Source organism: Chitinivorax tropicus (assembly GCF_014202905.1).
Taxonomy (GTDB): Bacteria; Pseudomonadota; Gammaproteobacteria; order Burkholderiales; family SCOH01; genus Chitinivorax; species Chitinivorax tropicus.
This window is the reverse complement of record NZ_JACHHY010000005.1, coordinates 1-18199: the sequence shown is the minus strand read 5'-3', so window position 1 is coordinate 18199 and position 18199 is coordinate 1. Positions and strand designations below refer to the sequence as shown.

The following is an 18199-nucleotide window of genomic DNA, read 5'->3' as shown; positions in this document are numbered from 1 at the left end:
TAGCATGGTTTCAAAAGCGACCTACCACCATCCACGCAGAAAAAAAACGGCAGGTGCAACCAACACCCGCCGTTCAAACCGATTCTGTCAGATCACTCGGCGCTGCCAAGTGACTCTTTTTGAATCTCGACTTTGTACTTGCCTTCCAGACTCTTGACGTAGGCCATCGCCTCTAGCTGGGAGGTCTGCCGCGCCACCATCTGCGACATTGCCTTGACCTTATCTGGCCCCACATCTGCCGGCGTGATCTTGGTCAACTTATAGATGGCGAATCCGCCATCCGGCAATGTGGAAGCCGCATATGCAGGCAGCTTGGCGCCAGCAAGTTTGAATATCTCTCGGGCACTGTCCTGATCGATTGTTTGCGACCCTTGCCTGGTCAGTTTCACTGACTCACCCCAGGAAAGACCTATCTCCTTACCCGAGTTGAGCGCACCCAGCTTCGCCTTGCCGTCGGCCACCGCCAGTTCTTTTGCCTTATCCAGTGTCAATTTCTTCACCAGCTCAGCTTGAACCTCCGTCAACGCCTTCGCTCCCGCAGGGCGATGCTCGATCATGCGGGCGGCAACCAACTTGCCAGGCATGAACTCAACGGCCTCACTATTATGCTTCTTCTTGATGACATCGTCGGAGAACAGCGCTTCCAGCACCTTCGGATTATTGAGGTCAGCATCTTTGGCCGCTTTACGATCCAACCAATCGCTTTGCTTGACCGTCAATTTGAACTCATCGACGACCGCCTTCAGTGAGTCGGGCTGGTTATACAGCAAGTCGTTGAACTTGTCCGACGCAGCACCAAATAGCTGCGACGCTTTTTGTGCCTTGACTGCTGCCTCGACCTGCGGCTTGACATCATCAAACGACTTCATATGCAGATCATCCAGCTTCAGGATATGGAAGCCGTATTGGGTCTCGACCAATCCTTTGATTTCGCCTTTCTTCATTGAGAAGGCCGCATCCTCAAACGGTTTTACAAAACCACCACCCTTGCTGTAGAAACCCAGATCACCACCATTGACCGCAGAGCCCGGATCCTGAGATTCTGCTTTTGCCAATTGGGCAAACGTATCCGGCGCAGCCTGTACCTTTTTCAGAAGGTCTTCCGCTTTAGCCCTGACTTTAGCCTTCTCTTCCGCGCTTGCCTTTGGATCAACTGTCAGCAAGATATGACTGATCTTGCGCTCCTCTTTGGCCAGGCTGTCTTTATTCTGATCGAAGTATTGCTGTAACTCGGCATCTGTCACCGCCTGGTGCGCAGCCAATTCCTCTTTGGAGAGCACGACATACTCCACCCTCGCCTGCTCTGGCTGCTTGAACTCGTCAGGGTGCGCATCGTAATATTTCTTCGCTGCATCCGCATCCAGCTTGACCTGAGCTGTAAAAGCCTGGGGCGAGAAGGTAGCTACCGACACTTCTCGTTGCTCTTCAAATAAACCCAGCAGTTGGGCAGTCATGGTCTTCGATGCAAACCCACTGCTGACAACGCTATCCACCAACTGGGCCGAAACCAGATCATTACGGACTTGGTTCTGCAGATACTCGACAGACCATCCGCGCGCTTTCAGGAATTGTTCATACTTGGCTTTGCTAAACACCCCGTTATCCTGAAATGCTGGAATACCCGCAATGTATTTTGCCAACTCAGCATCTGACACACGCATACCAATGTCAGTTGCATGATTAATGCGCAATCGCTGGGAAATCAATCCGCGCAGAATTTCTTCCTTGACCTCTGGCGTATTGGGCAGATTCTGCCCCTGGATAGCATTCACCAATTCTTGACGGGAGATTTTTTGCCCGCCCACCTTCGCCACGAAATTCGGATCACTACCGATATCATAGCTGCCAACACCGAAACCAACGAAAGACACGGCGATGACGCCTAGCAGGACTTGAAGCGGAGTTTTATACTTTTCTACAAATTCAAACATTTGGATATGGGAAGCACGAGCTTCATAGGTTTGATGTTGAAGGGTCAGCGCGTAATTCTATCGATAAAACCAGCCAGGGCAAGTATCTTTTGACAAAAGGTGGCGACAAGAAACAAAAAAGGGTGAACCGGAGTTCACCCTTTTTTAAATTTGGCGGAGCGGACGGGGCTCGAACCCGCGACCCCCGGCGTGACAGGCCGGTATTCTAACCAACTGAACTACCGCTCCGGAATGCTTTGGTGGGCGCTGACGGAGTCGAACCGCCGACATTCTGCTTGTAAGGCAGACGCTCTACCAACTGAGCTAAGCGCCCGGATCTGCCGAAAACCAGTCTTGGCTAACGACAGAGACCGGCATTATATAGAGACATCCTTATTTCGCCAAGCTCTTTTTTGCATTCAGACGAAATTATTTTTTCCCTGGGGGCTGAACCGCCTCTTTCAAAGACTTACCTGCACGGAATTTCGGCAGGCGCGCTGCCGCAATCTTGATTGTCTTACCCGTACGCGGATTGCGCCCATTACGAGCAGAACGTTCGCCAACATAGAAGGTACCGAAACCCACCAGCGTAACCATATCCCCTTTTTTCAATGCGTCCTTGACCGCTTCGATCGCACCATCCAGGGCGCGGCCAGCAGCGGCTTTGGAGATCTCGGCATGTGCGGCAATCGCGTCGATCAATTCGGATTTGTTCACGAACGTCCCCTTTCCATTCAGTTATTTAGGTTCACTTTAAACGCCCTACAGGGCTTTTATAGCAACTGCAAATTCTCCATGTCAAGTTAATTGCCAGATAAATCAATGCTTCAAAGCCGCGCCAGTAGCCGAGTCTTCTGTTTTAGGCGGAACTTCGATGCCAACGTCATTTTCACCTTCGATCACAGGCAGTCTTTCCAAGGCCAATTCAAGCACCTGATCGATCCATTTCACTGGATGAATCGTTAATTTATGTTTGATATTGTCCGGAATCTCAGCCAAATCTTTCACGTTGCCCTCTGGAATCAATACATTCTTGATTCCGCCTCGATGGGCCGCCAACAACTTCTCTTTCAAGCCGCCGATAGGCAGTACCTCACCTCGCAATGTGATCTCACCGGTCATCGCTACATCTGCGCGCACAGGGATACCTGTCAGCACGCTGACGATTGCGGTGCATATGGCGATACCCGCACTTGGACCATCTTTGGGTGTTGCGCCTTCTGGCAGGTGAATATGGATATCTTTCTTTTCATGGAAGGACTCATCGACACCCATGCTACGTGCGCGACTACGAACGACAGATAGCGCAGCCTGGATGGACTCTTGCATCACATCGCCCAGCTTGCCCGTCGTGGTCATTTTTCCTTTGCCAGGCAACACCACCGATTCAATGGTCAGCAGCTCGCCGCCCACTTCTGTCCAGGCCAGACCGGTCACTTGGCCAACCTGATTGGTCTGCTCTGCAATTCCGTAGAGGTATTTGCGGACACCCAGGTATTTATCGAGGTTCCGAGCATTGACCGAGATGGCCTTGCCAGTTTTGTCCTTTTTCAGCAATAGGCTCTTGACCACTTTTCGTGCGATCTTGGCAATCTCGCGATCAAGACTACGCACACCTGCCTCGCGGGTGTAATAACGGACGACATCTCGAATGGCGCTTTCGGTGATGCTCAACTCGCCTTCTTTCAGCCCGTTGGCCTTCATCTGCTTTGGAATCAGGTAGCGCTCGGCAATATTGACTTTTTCGTCCTCGGTATAACCTGACAAACGGATGATTTCCATCCGATCGAGCAGGGGTCCGGGGATGTTCAATGTGTTGGCGGTGGCAACGAACATCACATCTGACAGGTCATATTCAACTTCGATGTAGTGATCAACAAAGGTTGAATTCTGTTCGGGGTCGAGCACTTCCAGCAGCGCGGAGCTTGGATCGCCTCGGAAGTCCATGCCCATCTTGTCTACTTCATCCAGCAGGAACAATGGGTTTTTCACCCCAACCTTATTCATGTTTTGCAGAATCTTGCCGGGCATGGAGCCGATGTAAGTCCGACGATGGCCGCGAATTTCCGCTTCATCACGCACACCACCCAGTGCCATCCGGACAAATTTGCGGTTGGTGGCGCGGGCAATGGATTGCCCCAGTGAGGTCTTGCCCACCCCTGGCGGGCCTACTAGGCACAAAATCGGTGCTTTGAGCTTGTCAACGCGCTGTTGCACCGCGAGGTACTCCAGAATGCGTTCCTTGACGCGATCCAATCCATAGTGATCTGTATCGAGCACGGTTTCGGCTTCAGCCAGGTCTTTGTGGATTTTGGTGCGTTTTTTCCAGGGCAGGCCGATCAAAGTTTCGATGTAGTTACGGACGACGGTGGCTTCGGCTGACATCGGGGACATCAGTCGTAGCTTCTTAAGCTCGGCTTCCGCCTTGGCCTTGCCTTCCTTGGTCATGCCTGCAACCTTGATCTTTTTCTCAAGATCGTCGAGATCAGCACCTTCCTCGGTTTCTCCCAGCTCTTTCTGAATGGCTTTGACTTGCTCATTCAAATAGTACTCGCGCTGACTCTTTTCCATCTGGCGCTTGACGCGGCCACGGATGCGTTTCTCGACTTGCAGGATGTCGATTTCCGCTTCCAACAGACCGAGTAGATGATCCAATCGATCCTTGATCGGGAACATTTCCAGAACTTCTTGCTTCTGCTCAAGTTTGAGTGGCAGATGGGCGGCAATGGTATCAGCCAGCCGGCCAGCCTGATCAATTCCAGAAAGCGAGGTCAAGATTTCCGGGGGTATTTTTTTGTTCAATTTGACGTATTGATCAAACTGCGCGATCAAAGCACGGCGCATGGCTTCGACTTCGTGGTTTTCCTTGTCATCCAATTGCACAGGTGTCACTTTAGCCACGAAATGCGTTTGTTCGCTATCGACTGAGTCAACCAAGGCGCGTTGTGATCCTTCAACCAGCACTTTCACGGTGCCGTCTGGCAGCTTCAGCATCTGGAGCACCGTAGCAACCGTGCCAACACCGTACAAATCTTCGGGCTGAGGCTCATCCTTGGCGGCAGATTTCTGCGCAACCAATAGGATCTGTTTGCCATCTTCCATCGCGGTTTCCAGCGCTTTGATGGATTTCGGACGCCCGACGAACAGCGGGATCACCATGTGTGGGAATACCACCACATCACGTAATGGCAAAAGTGGCAACGAGGTCGGTGTTGCAGGTAGTTCGTTTTGGTGGGACATATCGTTCACCTGGGCAGCAAGTTGACAGATTAGGCAGATGTGGGCGACCGTTCATAATTCAAGCTTTGGCCGCACGCCCAGAATAGATGTAGCGTTCAGCTAATGTTAGCCGATTTACCAAGGCATAGCAGAAAAAAGTTCCGCCCCAGAAGGGGCGGAAAACTTACTACATTCACAAAAACAGATTCAACACTCAAGGTGCTGCATTGGCTGTTTTGGGCTGATCTTCATAGATCATGAGTGGCGCTGCATTGTTTTGAATACAGTTCTCATCCAACACGATCTTTTTCACATTGGTCATTCCAGGCAGCTCATACATGGTATCCAGCAATGCATGCTCCAGAATCGACCGCAGACCGCGTGCACCCGTCTTACGTGCCAGTGCCTTACGTGCTGTGGCATACAGGGCGTCCTCGCGGATTTCCAACTCTGCGCCTTCCAAGGCGATCAACTTTTGATATTGCTTGACCAGCGCATTCTTGGGTTCTGTCAGGATGGTGACCAATGCGGCTTCATCCAGCTCTTCCAGCGTCGCCACCACAGGCAGGCGACCAACAAACTCTGGAATCAAACCGAATTTGATCAAATCCTCAGGCTCGACATCACGCAAAGTCTGACCAACAGCGACTTTGTCATCCTTGCTTTGAACTTCAGCACCGAAGCCAATCCCACCTTTTACGGAGCGATTGCGGATGACTTTTTCAAGACCATCAAATGCGCCACCACAGATAAACAGGATATTCGTGGTGTCAACCTGTACGAACTCCTGATTGGGGTGCTTACGCCCACCTTGAGGTGGAACCGACGCAACCGTGCCTTCGATCAGCTTCAGCAAAGCTTGCTGAACCCCTTCTCCCGATACATCACGAGTGATCGAGGGGTTGTCGGATTTGCGGGAAATCTTGTCGATTTCATCAATGTAGACAATGCCGCGCTGGGCCTTCTCCACATCGTAATCACATTTCTGCAGGAGCTTCTGGATGATATTCTCGACATCCTCTCCCACATAACCGGCTTCGGTCAGCGTGGTGGCGTCAGCCATCACGAATGGTACATTCAGCAATCGAGCCAGGGTCTGGGCCAATAGCGTCTTGCCTGAGCCGGTCGGGCCAATCAGGAGGATATTGCTCTTCGCCAGCTCCACATCGGAGCTCTTTTCCTGCTGCGCAAGGCGCTTGTAGTGATTGTAGACCGCTACGGCCAGGATCTTCTTGGCCTTGTTTTGACCAATGACGTAGCTATCGAGAATCGAGCGGATCTCGGAAGGCACCGGTAATTTGTTTTCTCCGGTGACTTTGTCTTCGTTGCTCTGGCCTTGCGTCTCTTCGCGAATAATATCGTTGCATAGTTCGATACATTCATCGCAGATGAACACTTGGGGGCCGGCAATCAATTTGCGCACTTCGTGCTGGCTTTTGCCGCAGAAGGAGCAATAAAGCATTTTTTCATTACTGTCGGACATGGCCGTATCCCCGAAAAACTGGATGGCAGATAGAGACGCTCGACGTACCGAGCTGATCAATACAATGATTTATCTGCAGTGTAGCGAATTTCATCAGCAAGTGAAACACGGGCCTTGCAAGGCCCGTGCTCAGGCATTTCAACCGCGTTTGGAGATGACCTGATCGATCAAGCCGTATTCACGAGCCGCTTCTGCGCTCATGAAATTGTCACGGTCTGTATCGCGCAGGATGTTATCCAGTGGTTGCCCGGTGTGCTCTGCCAGCATGCGATTCAACTTGTCCTTCAAATACAGGATCTCCTTGGCATGGATTTCGATATCCGAAGCCTGGCCTTGGAATCCGCCCAACGGCTGGTGAATCATCACACGAGAGTTGGGCAGTGCAAAGCGCTTGCCTTTACTGCCGGATGCAAGCAGGAACGCGCCCATGCTGCAAGCCTGACCAATACACAATGTGCTGACATCGGGCTTGATGAATTGCATGGTGTCGTAGATCGACATGCCGGCGGTGATCGAACCACCGGGTGAATTGATATAGAGCGAAATATCCTTGTCGGGATTTTCCGACTCCAGGAACAGCAACTGCGCCACAACCAGATTGGCTGACTCGTCTGTGACGGGCCCCACGAGGAACACCACACGCTCTTTCAACAAGCGTGAATAGATATCGTAGGCGCGCTCGCCGCGCCCGCTGCTTTCTACAACCATCGGCACCAAGCCGATGTTTTGAGGCTGCCAATCCGATTTTTGGAACATTACTTATTCCCCATCAGTTCATCAAAACTGAGTGCCTTGTCTTGAACTTTCGCCTGTGTCTTGGCCCACTCAACCACATTGTCTTCGGTAGCCAACGCTTCAGGCCCTTCCAGACGCTCGCGGCTTGCGTAGTACCATTTGACAACATCTTCCGGCTGTTCATAAGACTCAGCGAACTCTTCCACGATCACACGGATCTGCTCCGGCTTCGCTTGTAGATTGTGGTGCTTCACCAATTCTGCAAGGATCAAGCCCAAAGAAACACGGCGCTCTGCCTGTGCAGTGAACAGCTCCGCTGGCAATTGCATATTAGCAACATCAATGCCACGCGATGCGAAATCATTGGCTGTCTGTTGCTGCAGGCGGCCTACTTCCATCTGCACCAATGCCTTGGGCACATCGAACTTGGTGTTGTCGAGCAGGGCTTGCATCACGCCTTCTTTCAGGCGGGCCTTCAGGCGGCGGCTGACTTCGCGCTGAACATTCTTCTTCACTTCATCGCGCATTTTGGTCAAGTCGCCGTCTTCGATACCCAGCATCTTGGCGAAGTCGTCGTTCAATTCAGGCAATGTCGCTTCGGCAACGTTCTTGACGGTGATTTCCCAAACCACAGTCTTGCCAGCCACGTCTTTACCATGATAGTCCTCTGGGAAGACCATTTCGAAAGTCTTGGATTCGCCTTCCTTCACGCCCACGATGCCTGCTTCGAAATCTTTCAGCATCTGGCCTTGGCCAAGCCATACGGAGTAGTTGTCTGCCTTGCCACCCTCGAACACTTCACCGTCGATCTTGCCTGCAAAATCGATGATCACGCGGTCGTTTTCCTGAGCTGCGCGCTCCACTGCGTTGAACGAGGTGCGTTGCTTGCGCAGGATGTCGATGGTTTTGTCTACTTCGGCGTCGGTCACGTCGGTGACAGGGTTTTCCAGGTCGACTGCGGACAGGTCACCCACGGCGATTTCCGGATACACCTCGAAGACTGCACTGAATTTGAAATCAGTGGTGTCGCCCTCTGCAGGCAGCGGCTCAAAGCGAGGATAGCCGGCAACGCGCAATTGCTGTTCTGTTACCGCTTGGCTGAAGCTACGCTGCACGGTTTCACCCAAGACTTCTTCACGCACTTGTGGGCCGTAGAACTGCTCAACGATACGCAGCGGCGCCTTACCTGGGCGGAAGCCTTGGATCTTGGCGGTGCGGGATACGCGCTTGAGGCGGGAATTGACTTCGGCATCGATTTGCGCAAAGGGCACGACTATGTTCAGGCGACGCTCTAGCTGGCCCAGGGTTTCCAAATTCACTTGCATTGCTATTCCTCAATCATTCAATTACTTGTATTCAAATCCGGCGGCAACTCAGTGGTTGAGCGCGGGCCAACAAGCTGGTGGAGTCGAACTGACCGCAAACTATGAATGATGCCATTCGCTTTATAAACAGGCAAGCCGCATGGCGTGGTGCGGTTTGGCGAGGTATTCGTTTGGATCTGGCATATGTCCGTCTTCGTCATAACAGCGTCATGGAGCGGGTTTTCGTGCATCGCGTGGTTGATGGTTTGGTATGTCAGATCATCGACCGATTGGGATATTGCGCACAACCAGTCTCTCAGCTCGACATCAGCACACAAGGCATTGATTAATATGAAAGTCAGCTACTTACATGGCATAGCCGTATCTGCTGAGAATTCTTGGTGGCAGCGTCAGACCGCGCGGTATTGACGTGGATCATGGCGATGTGGGTGTTCATTCGTGGACAAGAGCAAAGCTCTGAACTTGGTCGATGCGGATATGTGGGTATGCCCGCTGATGGAGGCTATCCAGCCGGGCTGAATTGCTGCTGGATGCGTTGTTGCAGCTGCCGCGCCGTTTTCAACAAGGTCGCAGCAAAAGCGTCTGCCAACGCGGATGGCGGACGATGCAGGGGGCGGACGCTGCAGACCTGAAACGGCACCGACAGGCTAAATGGTCGCACCTGGATGCGTTGCCCCAACTCGCAAAAGGCTGTCAGCGGGTTGACGATGGCCACCCCCAGCCCTTCGCGAACCATGGCACACACCGATGCCGCGCTGGTGGTCTGAATCAACATCCGCCTTTCGACTTGATGCTCCAGGAACAGGCTGTCGAGCCTTTGTCGATACACGTCGAAGCCAGACAGGCTGATGAATGGCTCCTTGTGGAAATCGCTGGGCGCCAGACAAGCCCGGTCAAGAAGCCGATGCCCCTCGGGCAAAATACACACCATGTCCGCCGTCAATATGCCGTGCTGTGCCGTCCCTGGTGGCGTTGTCGCCTGCTCCGACAAGCCCAGGTCGTGCTGCTGGGCACTCAGGCTTTCCTCAAGCAGGGGGGATTCCTCTGGGGTGATGGTCAGGCTGACGTGTGGAAACTGGTCATTGAAGGCGCGGCATGCCAGTGGCAGCAAGGTCTGCGCAAAAACCGGCAGGGCGGCGATGGATAGCTGGCCCTGCTCGAAATGACGGAGTGACTGAGCCTTGCTCACGACCCGCTCCAGCCCCCCATAGGCGCGCTGCACCTCATCAAATAGCGAGAGTGCCTGGGTGGTGGGGATCAGCCGGCCTTTTACACGCTCGAACAATTGGAGCTGCAACAATTGCTCCAGCCGCGCCAGCTCCCGGCTGATGGTGGGCTGAGAGGTGCTCAGCAGCGTGGCGGCACCGGTTACGCTGCCTGCGGTCATCACGGCGCGAAACACCTCGATATGACGGAAAGAGATCTTCATATGGCCCTTGTCATGATCGCCAATGCATATCAAAAATGAATGGATAGGCGATATTTTATTATTTTATTGAATGATCAAATCAAGTAAAGATATCGGTATCTTTGCGGCGCATGCCGCCAACGAATCCAATCCGATGTCGAGGAGCTGACCGACCATGCCCACCTTCCCCTCCCCCTTGCTGCACCAATTGGCCGAGGAGTTCGGCACGCCGCTCTGGCTGTATGATGCCTCGGTGATCCGCGAGCGAATCCAGGCACTACGCGCGTTTGACGTGATTCGCTTTGCGCAGAAGGCTTGTTCGAACACCCACATCCTCCGCCTGATGCGAGAAGCTGGCGTGGTGGTGGATTCCGTCTCGGCAGGCGAGCTGGAAAGGGCCTTCAAGGCGGGATTCAGCCCTGCGGGAGATCCTGCAGGCATCGTCTTCACGGCTGATCTGCTGGATCGCCCCACGCTGGAGCAGGTCGTGGCGCAACGAATCGAGGTGAATGCGGGCTCGATCGACATGCTGCACCAGCTGGGGCAACGTAGCCCCGGCCACCGCGTCTGGCTGAGAATCAACCCAGGGTTTGGGCACGGCCACAGCAACAAGACCAACACTGGTGGCGAGAACAGCAAGCATGGCATCTGGCACACGCAACTGCCGCAAGCGCTGGCAGCCATCCGACAACATCAGCTACACCTGGTCGGCTTGCACATGCATATTGGCTCGGGGGTGGATTATCAACACCTCGAAAAGGTGTGCGATGCCATGGTTGAGCTGGCCTGCGGGATGCAGCATGACATCGAGGCCATTTCCGCAGGTGGCGGGTTATCGATTCCTTATGTCGGGCACGAGCCCCGCGTTGACACCCAGCACTATTTCGGCCTGTGGGACGCAGCCCGGCAGCGGATTGCAGCCAAGCTGGGGCACCCGATCCGCCTGGAAATCGAGCCAGGACGCTATCTGGTGGCCGAGGCCGGTGCGCTGCTGACAGAGGTTCGGGCGGTCAAGCAGATGGGTTCCAGGCACTTTGTGCTAGTGGATGCGGGGTTCAATGATCTGATGCGGCCTTCCATGTATGGCAGCTATCACGGCATCTCCGTCATTTCCGATCGCGCCCAGTCTGGCGAGGCGCCGCCAGTCCCGACTGTCGTGGCAGGCCCGCTGTGTGAATCCGGCGACGTGTTCACCCAGCAGGATGGCGGCACAGTCGTGTCACGTGATCTGCCCACGACACAGGTGGGTGACCTGTTGCTTTTCCACGATACCGGTGCCTATGGGGCGTCCATGTCGTCCAACTACAACAGCCGCCCGTTGATTCCAGAGGTGTTGGTTGAAAACGGACAAGGACACTTGATCCGTCGGCGGCAAACCATCGAGGAACTGCTGCAGCTGGAAAGCCTGTAACGCTTGCCCAGTGCGCCCGCCTTGGGCGCTCCTGCCGATACCCCTCGACCAAGCCCGGCTGGCTGCCATGCAGCAGGGCTTGGCACAGCCGCTGCCCCTACTTTTTATCTACGCCTCTTGGCCCATCGGCACCAAGTCTCAACCGCTTACATCTACATTTACCGATGTGCATGTATTGCCTCTCACCTCACAAACATTAATGATTTCAAAGAGAAGCAATATTCTTCATATCCACCGATTTCACGACGCTTCCATACATTTCATCATTAAAATATAAGAAGCATCGAAAGTAGTTGGCTAATATATTATTGCTGCACTAGGATTCGACCCCACATAGCGCACCGCAGAATAAGGCAGGCCTTGGCATAAACCATCCGCCAAGTCCGCTTTTGACACATGATCGATGGATTGCGTTTGCACTTGGTGGGGAGGCAGCTCATGGCCAGTTCCGTTGCCGCCATGACAGCGATTGCCCCGCTTCTTCTTGCCCTGCAATTGGAAACCCCAACAACCATGAATTTAGAACTCAGACCCGTCACACTCCTGAATCGTAGTGATCTGGAACAGATCGACCCGGGCGCGCTGGAAAAAACCTGGGTGCAGCCTTGCTGGTATTGGCATCAGCAATCGCTGGATCGCCCTGGCATACAATTCAGGCTGATTCACGCTGACATTGCCGACGGTGCGGTTGGCATGATTGCCTTCGGCCCCAGTTACAATGACCCCGCCCAGACACAGCGCGTGCCGGGTGAATATGAGCTGAAGCAGCTGGTCATCGATGCACGTTATCATCGTCAAGGCCTGGGCCGGATCGCGGCCACCGCCATTTTGAAAGGGCTGGCAGCCTTGCCGGATTGCCAATGGATGGTCGTCACCCACCACCCTGACAACGCAACCTCTCGTGCTTTTTTCCGCTCGTTGGGGTTCCGACCGATCAATCGAACCGCCCACAACGGCAACCCGATGCTGGCCATGTCGGCAGATGATATCTCCAGCCTGCGTTGAACCAAGCGGGTATGGACGGGTTATGACTTCACCCTTTCAAGGCAGCACGACAGCTGGCTTGGTTGGCAGACGTGCCATCCACCGTCGTTCGCCCGCCCGGCTCGTTCTGAGCCCTATCCTTGCGGTGATGCCCAACACAGCCTGATTGCATCACCCAGCGGTGGCCACCAGGTTCTGATGACCCGATTCAGCGTGGACTATGCAATCGCGCCGACGGAACCTGGGCATCTCATGTCGATGTGCGGCAGCCCATCCTCCAGGTATTCTGGCCCAATCGCTACAAACCCTTTGCTGCCATAGAATGATTGCAGATGGCTTTGCGCACCGATGGTGATCGGCTGCCCAGGGAACAGCCGATCCATGGCCTGCATGACCTGATCCAGCAATTGCCAGCCAATACGTTGGCGACGTACATCCGGGCTGGTGACCACCCGGCCAAACGAAGCATCTGCGAACTTGACACCTGGCGGGAGCAATCTGGCGTAAGCCAGCAGCCTGCCATCAACAGACCACCCCATGAGATGGCATGCTGCTTGATCCGCGCCATCAGCATCCTGATAGACACAGGATTGCTCGACCGCAAACACCTGCTGTCTCAAAGACATCACCAGATACAATTGATGGACATTCAGCTGATGAAATGCCAGACACTGCCAATGGATTTGCATATTTCGCTACCACATCGATGAAACGCATGACATGGCAGGAGCCGCGCTGAGCAGCCCCTGCTGCACCGATGGAAAATGACTGAGCTGAATTTTGATGGCCGAGGGGCGAATGCCAGCAGCAACGCTGTCACTGAGCCCGTGAGGCAAAGCGCTCTTCAAATTCTTCAACTGAAAAACCATGCATCACGTCCTGCCCCACCACAATGACCGGCACGCCAGGGCCTGCATAGCCAACAGCACGCCGATTGGCCTCAGCGTCTTTTTCGACATCGTATTCGACATATTGGATGCCCTTGGCCTGGAAGTATTGGCGTGCAGCCTGACAGTAACCACACCAGGTCGTTGCATAGAGCTGTACACGCCCTAGCTCATCTGGCTTGATCTCCAGCTTGGATGGTTGCTTCCACCCATGCCACAGCCCACCCAACGCACAGATGATCAGGATCGGCGCGACGCTCCGCCACATCTCAATCCCCTCCGAGCGCTTGCCTGGCAGCGGCAATGGCTGCGCGCACCTGAGCGGGTGCGGTGCCGCCGATATGATTACGGGCATTGAGCGAACCCTCCAGGGTCAACACCTCAAATACATCCGCTTCGATCAAGGTTGAAAATTGCCTTAGGGTGTCCAGACTCAGCTCAGCCAGATCACAACGCTGCTGCTCGGCATGACGCACCGCCAGGGCCACCGCCTCGTGTGCATCGCGGAAAGGCAAGCCTCGCTTGACCAGATAGTCAGCCAGATCGGTAGCAGTGGCATAGCCTTGCAAGGCCGCAGCCCGCATTGCTTCCTTATTGACGGTGATGCCCCGTAGCATGTCCGCGTAGATGGTCAGGGTGACGGTCAAGGTATCCACCGTATCGAACAACGGTTCCTTGTCCTCCTGGTTGTCTTTGTTATACGTGAGCGGCTGGCCTTTCATCAGCGTCAGCAGCCCCATCAGATGACCAAACACACGTGCAGATTTGCCACGCGCCAGCTCAGCCACATCTGGGTTTTTCTTTTGCGGCATGATCGAGCTGCCCGTGCAGAAACGATCCGCGATATCAATGAAACCGAAACGCGGGTTCATCCACAAAATCAGCTCTTCGGACAAACGTGACATGTGCATCATGGCAATCGAGGCCGCACTGGTGAATTCGATGGCGAAATCACGATCTGATACCGCATCGAGCGAGTTGCGACAGACCTGCTCAAAGCCCAGCAGCTCTGCGGTGTACTCACGCTGGATCGGGTAACTGGTGCCCGCCAAGGCGGCACTGCCCAGTGGCATGCGGTTGGTACGCTTGCGAGCATCGACAAAGCGCTCGATATCACGCCCAAACATCTCGAAATACGCCATCAGGTGGTGGCCAAAGGTGACCGGCTGCGCAACCTGCAGATGAGTAAAGCCAGGCATGACCGTATCAACATGTTGCTCCGCCAGATCCAACAACGATTTTTGCACCTCGACCAACAAGGCGCTGATTTCATCGATGGCAGCACGCACGTACAGGCGAATGTCGGTTGCCACCTGATCATTGCGCGAGCGCCCGGTATGCAAGCGTTTCCCAGCATCCCCTATCTTATCCGTCAGCCGCTTTTCAATGTTCATGTGCACGTCTTCAAGCTGAATCGTCCACTCGAACCGGCCCGCGCGGATATCCGCCAGGATTTCCGACATACCCTGTTCGATGGCACTCAGATCCGCCTCTGACAGCACACCGGCACGGGTCAACATCCGCGCATGCGCCAATGAGCCCTGGATGTCGAATTCCGCCATGCGTTTATCAAAATCCACCGACGCATTATAGCGTTGCAGCAGATCGGACATCGGCTCGGAGAATCGGCCAGACCACGCTTTATCGCGGTTATCCAGGTTACTGGCTTGCATATGTCATTCGCCTTGTACAAAAATGGAGGGATGACGATTATAAGCCAAAACCGCGTCCCCGACGCCCTGCCAGACTTCCGCAACCTGGGCACCCAAGTACGGATACTGCTGGCCATCAACCTTGCCATCTTGATGGCAGCCCTGACCTGCAGCGATGCCCTTCGCGATCTGGCCAACACCTTCACTGCATTCTCAACGGTTGCCCAGCCAACCATGCTGGCCGCGATGCTATGCCTGGCCGCGATCAACGAACCCTTGCACCGACAAAGCTACAGCAATGGCGTATTGATCGTACTCGGCAGCACCGCCCTGATCTGTGCCATTGGCGCATGGGTATTTGGCGACCCTACCATCAAGGTGAGCGAGCGCATCATCCGTGCCCTACTGTACGGTGCCACCAGCAGCGGTGTACTGCTGAATTACTTCTATTTAAGGAATCGCGCACTGTCTCCTGCCCTTGCAGAAGCACGCCTCCAAGCCCTGCAGGCACGTATCCGACCCCACTTCCTGTTCAACAGCCTAAATGCAGTGCTGAGCATGATCCGCAGCAAACCCCGTGTCGCAGAGCGCGCACTGGAAGACTTGGCAGATCTGTTCCGCGTAGTCATGGCAGACAACAACCAGCTGTCTTCATTGAAGCGTGAATTAGAGCTGGCATCCAACTATCTGGCCATTGAGCAGTTGCGTCTAGGCGAACGATTGCAACTCGAATGGCATATTGAAAAGGCGCCGTTACAAGCTAAAATTCCACCGTTGGTCATACAGCCCTTGCTTGAAAATGCCGTTTATCATGGAATCGAGCCCTGCGAAACGCCGGGCATCATCAGCATCAATGCTTACCGCTCGCGTAACGAAGTCCATCTGGACATCCGCAACCCGTTCTCGCCCGATGACGGCAAACATCACGCCGGCAACAAGATGGCCATGGGCAACATCCGAGAACGACTTGCGCTGTTCTTCGACGCAGAAGCATCCCTTACCACGACCGTTGGCAGCAACTATTATCAAGTACATATCGTGCTGCCCTATCGAGAATAATCATGGCTGCAAATGCTATTCGAATTTTGATCGTCGATGACGAAATGCCCGCTCGACAGCGCCTCAAAGACCTGATCGACGACTGCCCCGGCGCATTGGGCCTATCCATCGCCGGAGAGGCCGCCTCTGGCCAACAGGCACTGACTTGGCTGAATGAAAATGAGGCTGACGTAGCCCTGCTGGATATCAAAATGCCAGGCATGTCAGGCATCGAGCTGGCCCAGCACATGGCAAAACTGCCCAAGCCGCCCGCCATCATCTTCACCACCGCCTATGATCAATTCGCGCTACAAGCATTTGAAGTCAATGCCATCGACTATTTGTTGAAACCAATCCGACTCGAACGCCTACAGGCCGCATTGGAAAAAGCCAATAAATTCCATGCCCCTCCCCCTTCAGTCAAAAATCTCGATCAAAAAAGCCGCCAGTTCCTCAGCGTCTCTGAACGAGGCAAGGTGGTGCTGGTACCAATCAAAGACGTGCTGTATCTCAAAGCAGAGCTGAAATATGTCACTGTCCGCACATTGGCGCGAGAATACCTATTGGAAGAATCGCTCACCCATCTCGAACAAGAATTCCCCGATGCATTCGTCCGCATCCACCGCAACTGCCTAGTCGCACGAGCCTATATCGCCGGCTTTGAACGAGCCACAACCCAAGAAGGCGAAGGGCACTGGGTTGCCATCCTGAACGGCGTCCCCGAACGCCTCCCCATCAGTCGCCGCCAGCAAGCCATCGTGCGCGAGTATCGACACTTATAAAAGCCCAATTGCGCCCTCTCTTTGCCGGGCAATGCTAGGCAATGACTTTGCTGCCCTATCACGGTCCGAACCAGCGAGGTAGTAATGATGGCAAAAGCAAGTCCATCCCGCCAAAGGACAAGATCACGAACTAGTATGCCTACGACGTAGCGCCCAAAGCACGCGGGTCGTTGATAATCTGGCTGGATCGCGACACGTGCTGGCACAGCAGCAATGGCTCCCATGACACCCTGGGCAGTCACGACGCGATTGCTTAAGATTTATCCATAAATAATATGGACGGGTAAATCGATCTTGCGCAAGGCAATGATGGCTGCAGCAAGGTGGTTGAGTGCCAAGCAGGTATGCTCCCGCTTTTCGTAGCGTACCAAGTGCTTGCGGAACCGGTTAAACCCGCCATGGCAAGCCTCGGCCATCCAGCGCCGGACTTTCTTCTGCGGATCACGTCTTTTCTCTGCCGCTTTTCTCTGCCGACTGACCACATGCGCGATGTAGCCATGTGCCAGGATCACAGCCATGGCACCTTTGCCGCGATAGCCCGCATCCGGACACAGAGGTTTGGAGCGACGCTGCTTGGGTACTTGATCACCGCAGCATCGAGTACAACATCAATCTGTGTCACGTCGTTCACATTGGCTGTGGTCACGACGAGTGATAGCGGGATACCAGGTCCGTCCACCAGCAGATGACGCTGGCTTACGTTTTTTCCCCGATCCGTCGGGTTGGGGCCGACAGCCTCTTGCGCCAAGGGTGCCTTGAACATCGCCCCATCCATGCTTTGCCAACGCCAAGCGATGCCTTCAAAGTTGTCGTATTCGGCAACGCCCACTTTCCATAGCGCCTCGAAGAATCCGGCCTTGGACCGCTGCATGAACTTCTGATGCACCGCACTGGCTCTGCCAAAGCGCTCCTTGGGTAAAGCCTTCCATGGGCAACCGGTTCTAAGCACATACACGATGGCCTCAAAGACCAGACGAGGCAATTTGGGCGGGCGTCCTGCACCAGCACAGCGCAGGTACTACCTGGCTGGATCGCGTGAGGGTTGCGGAATCAGGGGCTCCACACGTTTCCAGAATTCATCGGTCACTTCCCACGGATGGGCACGAGTTTTGGTCATCTTGAGAATCCTGTGCCGAGTTACGGTCGGCTCAGGGTTGTATTGTATATTTAATTTACGGATAAATCCTTAACGGACTGTCCGAATTCCATAGGCCTCCTCTTCTGCCGGCCCCTGGACGACATACTGTCGTTTGGGGATGCACCATCCCCCCATATCGCACTTTCCTCTTCCCGACTTCTCAAGCCAAGCCCCCTGCATGGTGATCGCCATGACGTCACGGTCAGGCCTAAACATAGGGCTGGCTC

General features: G+C 54.3%; 14 protein-coding genes, 2 tRNA genes and 1 pseudogene. 4 read left to right on the top strand and 13 right to left on the bottom strand.

What is annotated here, in order from left to right:
- Positions 1 to 92: 92 nt before the first annotated feature.
- The 9 genes from HNQ59_RS04950 to HNQ59_RS04910 form a co-directional block, all read right to left on the bottom strand.
- On the bottom strand, positions 93 to 1931 hold the full coding sequence (locus HNQ59_RS04950; RefSeq protein WP_184036033.1) for a SurA N-terminal domain-containing protein: 1839 nt from the start codon (positions 1929 to 1931) through the stop codon (positions 93 to 95).
- 151 nt (positions 1932 to 2082) lie between these two features.
- A tRNA-Asp gene (locus HNQ59_RS04945) sits at positions 2083 to 2159 on the bottom strand.
- 9 nt (positions 2160 to 2168) lie between these two features.
- Positions 2169 to 2244: transfer RNA gene (locus HNQ59_RS04940), tRNA-Val, on the bottom strand.
- Positions 2245 to 2339: 95 nt separating this feature from the next.
- Positions 2340 to 2627, bottom strand: a complete 288-nt coding sequence (locus tag HNQ59_RS04935; RefSeq protein ID WP_137939309.1) for an HU family DNA-binding protein — start codon at positions 2625 to 2627, stop codon at positions 2340 to 2342.
- 102 nt (positions 2628 to 2729) lie between these two features.
- Complete coding sequence (gene lon, locus HNQ59_RS04930) at positions 2730 to 5150, bottom strand: endopeptidase La (RefSeq protein ID WP_184036030.1); 2421 nt, start codon at positions 5148 to 5150, stop codon at positions 2730 to 2732.
- Positions 5151 to 5343: 193 nt separating this feature from the next.
- Positions 5344 to 6612: an ATP-dependent Clp protease ATP-binding subunit ClpX gene (gene clpX, locus HNQ59_RS04925; protein WP_184036027.1), complete on the bottom strand. Its 1269-nt coding sequence runs from the start codon at positions 6610 to 6612 to the stop codon at positions 5344 to 5346.
- A gap of 138 nt (positions 6613 to 6750) precedes the next feature.
- The gene (gene clpP / locus HNQ59_RS04920; RefSeq protein ID WP_184036024.1) at positions 6751 to 7368 is read right to left on the bottom strand and encodes an ATP-dependent Clp endopeptidase proteolytic subunit ClpP; all 618 of its coding nucleotides are present in this window, start codon (positions 7366 to 7368) and stop codon (positions 6751 to 6753) included.
- Positions 7368 to 8672, bottom strand: a complete 1305-nt coding sequence (gene tig / locus HNQ59_RS04915) for a trigger factor (protein WP_184036021.1) — start codon at positions 8670 to 8672, stop codon at positions 7368 to 7370. The genes clpP and tig overlap by 1 nt, the downstream gene beginning before the upstream one ends.
- Before the next feature lie 502 nt (positions 8673 to 9174).
- Positions 9175 to 10101 carry a LysR family transcriptional regulator gene (locus HNQ59_RS04910; protein ID WP_184036018.1) on the bottom strand — a complete coding sequence of 309 codons (927 nt, stop codon included), beginning with the start codon at positions 10099 to 10101 and terminating at the stop codon, positions 9175 to 9177.
- 154 nt (positions 10102 to 10255) lie between these two features.
- On the opposite strand from HNQ59_RS04910, the gene lysA reads away from it, so the two are divergent.
- Together lysA and HNQ59_RS04900 are read left to right on the top strand one after the other, a co-directional pair.
- Complete coding sequence (lysA, locus tag HNQ59_RS04905; RefSeq protein ID WP_184036016.1) at positions 10256 to 11491, top strand: diaminopimelate decarboxylase; 1236 nt, start codon at positions 10256 to 10258, stop codon at positions 11489 to 11491.
- A 438-nt stretch (positions 11492 to 11929) separates the two neighbouring features.
- A complete protein-coding gene (locus tag HNQ59_RS04900) occupies positions 11930 to 12496 on the top strand; it encodes a GNAT family N-acetyltransferase (protein WP_184036013.1) in 567 nt (188 codons plus the stop codon).
- 197 nt (positions 12497 to 12693) lie between these two features.
- Here HNQ59_RS04900 and HNQ59_RS04895 read toward each other — a convergent pair whose 3' ends face one another.
- The 3 genes from HNQ59_RS04895 to argH form a co-directional block, all read right to left on the bottom strand.
- Positions 12694 to 13101: a GNAT family N-acetyltransferase gene (locus HNQ59_RS04895; RefSeq protein ID WP_246490852.1), complete on the bottom strand. Its 408-nt coding sequence runs from the start codon at positions 13099 to 13101 to the stop codon at positions 12694 to 12696.
- A 190-nt stretch (positions 13102 to 13291) separates the two neighbouring features.
- Positions 13292 to 13630, bottom strand: coding sequence for a glutaredoxin domain-containing protein (locus tag HNQ59_RS04890; protein WP_184036009.1), 339 nt, complete (start codon positions 13628 to 13630; stop codon positions 13292 to 13294).
- A 1-nt stretch (position 13631) separates the two neighbouring features.
- Positions 13632 to 15035 (bottom strand): argininosuccinate lyase, encoded by a 1404-nt coding sequence (argH, locus tag HNQ59_RS04885; RefSeq protein ID WP_184036006.1) that lies wholly within the window; start codon positions 15033 to 15035, stop codon positions 13632 to 13634.
- A gap of 30 nt (positions 15036 to 15065) precedes the next feature.
- Between argH and HNQ59_RS04880 the strand changes: the two genes are divergently transcribed.
- Both HNQ59_RS04880 and HNQ59_RS04875 read left to right on the top strand, forming a co-directional pair.
- Positions 15066 to 16073 carry a sensor histidine kinase gene (locus tag HNQ59_RS04880; RefSeq protein WP_184036003.1) on the top strand — a complete coding sequence of 336 codons (1008 nt, stop codon included), beginning with the start codon at positions 15066 to 15068 and terminating at the stop codon, positions 16071 to 16073.
- 2 nt (positions 16074 to 16075) lie between these two features.
- Positions 16076 to 16834 (top strand): LytR/AlgR family response regulator transcription factor, encoded by a 759-nt coding sequence (locus HNQ59_RS04875; protein WP_184036000.1) that lies wholly within the window; start codon positions 16076 to 16078, stop codon positions 16832 to 16834.
- Between the two features lie 260 nt (positions 16835 to 17094).
- On the opposite strand, the pseudogene HNQ59_RS04870 reads toward HNQ59_RS04875, so the two are convergent.
- Positions 17095 to 17951, bottom strand: a pseudogene (locus HNQ59_RS04870) (IS5 family transposase).
- Positions 17952 to 18199: the final 248 nt, after the last annotated feature.

What these genes read in the sequence shown, in the direction of transcription:
- HNQ59_RS04950 (WP_184036033.1), bottom strand. Translation starts at nt 1,931, where the DNA reads ATGTTTGAATTTGTAGAAAAGTATAAAACTCCGCTTCAAGTCCTGCTA.
- lon (WP_184036030.1), bottom strand. Translation starts at nt 5,150, where the DNA reads ATGTCCCACCAAAACGAACTACCTGCAACACCGACCTCGTTGCCACTT.
- clpX (WP_184036027.1), bottom strand. Translation starts at nt 6,612, where the DNA reads ATGTCCGACAGTAATGAAAAAATGCTTTATTGCTCCTTCTGCGGCAAA.
- clpP (WP_184036024.1), bottom strand. Translation starts at nt 7,368, where the DNA reads ATGTTCCAAAAATCGGATTGGCAGCCTCAAAACATCGGCTTGGTGCCG.
- tig (WP_184036021.1), bottom strand. Translation starts at nt 8,672, where the DNA reads ATGCAAGTGAATTTGGAAACCCTGGGCCAGCTAGAGCGTCGCCTGAAC.
- HNQ59_RS04910 (WP_184036018.1), bottom strand. Translation starts at nt 10,101, where the DNA reads ATGAAGATCTCTTTCCGTCATATCGAGGTGTTTCGCGCCGTGATGACC.
- lysA (WP_184036016.1), top strand. Translation starts at nt 10,256, where the DNA reads ATGCCCACCTTCCCCTCCCCCTTGCTGCACCAATTGGCCGAGGAGTTC.
- HNQ59_RS04900 (WP_184036013.1), top strand. Translation starts at nt 11,930, where the DNA reads ATGGCCAGTTCCGTTGCCGCCATGACAGCGATTGCCCCGCTTCTTCTT.
- HNQ59_RS04895 (WP_246490852.1), bottom strand. Translation starts at nt 13,101, where the DNA reads ATGTCTTTGAGACAGCAGGTGTTTGCGGTCGAGCAATCCTGTGTCTAT.
- HNQ59_RS04890 (WP_184036009.1), bottom strand. Translation starts at nt 13,630, where the DNA reads ATGTGGCGGAGCGTCGCGCCGATCCTGATCATCTGTGCGTTGGGTGGG.
- argH (WP_184036006.1), bottom strand. Translation starts at nt 15,035, where the DNA reads ATGCAAGCCAGTAACCTGGATAACCGCGATAAAGCGTGGTCTGGCCGA.
- HNQ59_RS04880 (WP_184036003.1), top strand. Translation starts at nt 15,066, where the DNA reads ATGACGATTATAAGCCAAAACCGCGTCCCCGACGCCCTGCCAGACTTC.
- HNQ59_RS04875 (WP_184036000.1), top strand. Translation starts at nt 16,076, where the DNA reads ATGGCTGCAAATGCTATTCGAATTTTGATCGTCGATGACGAAATGCCC.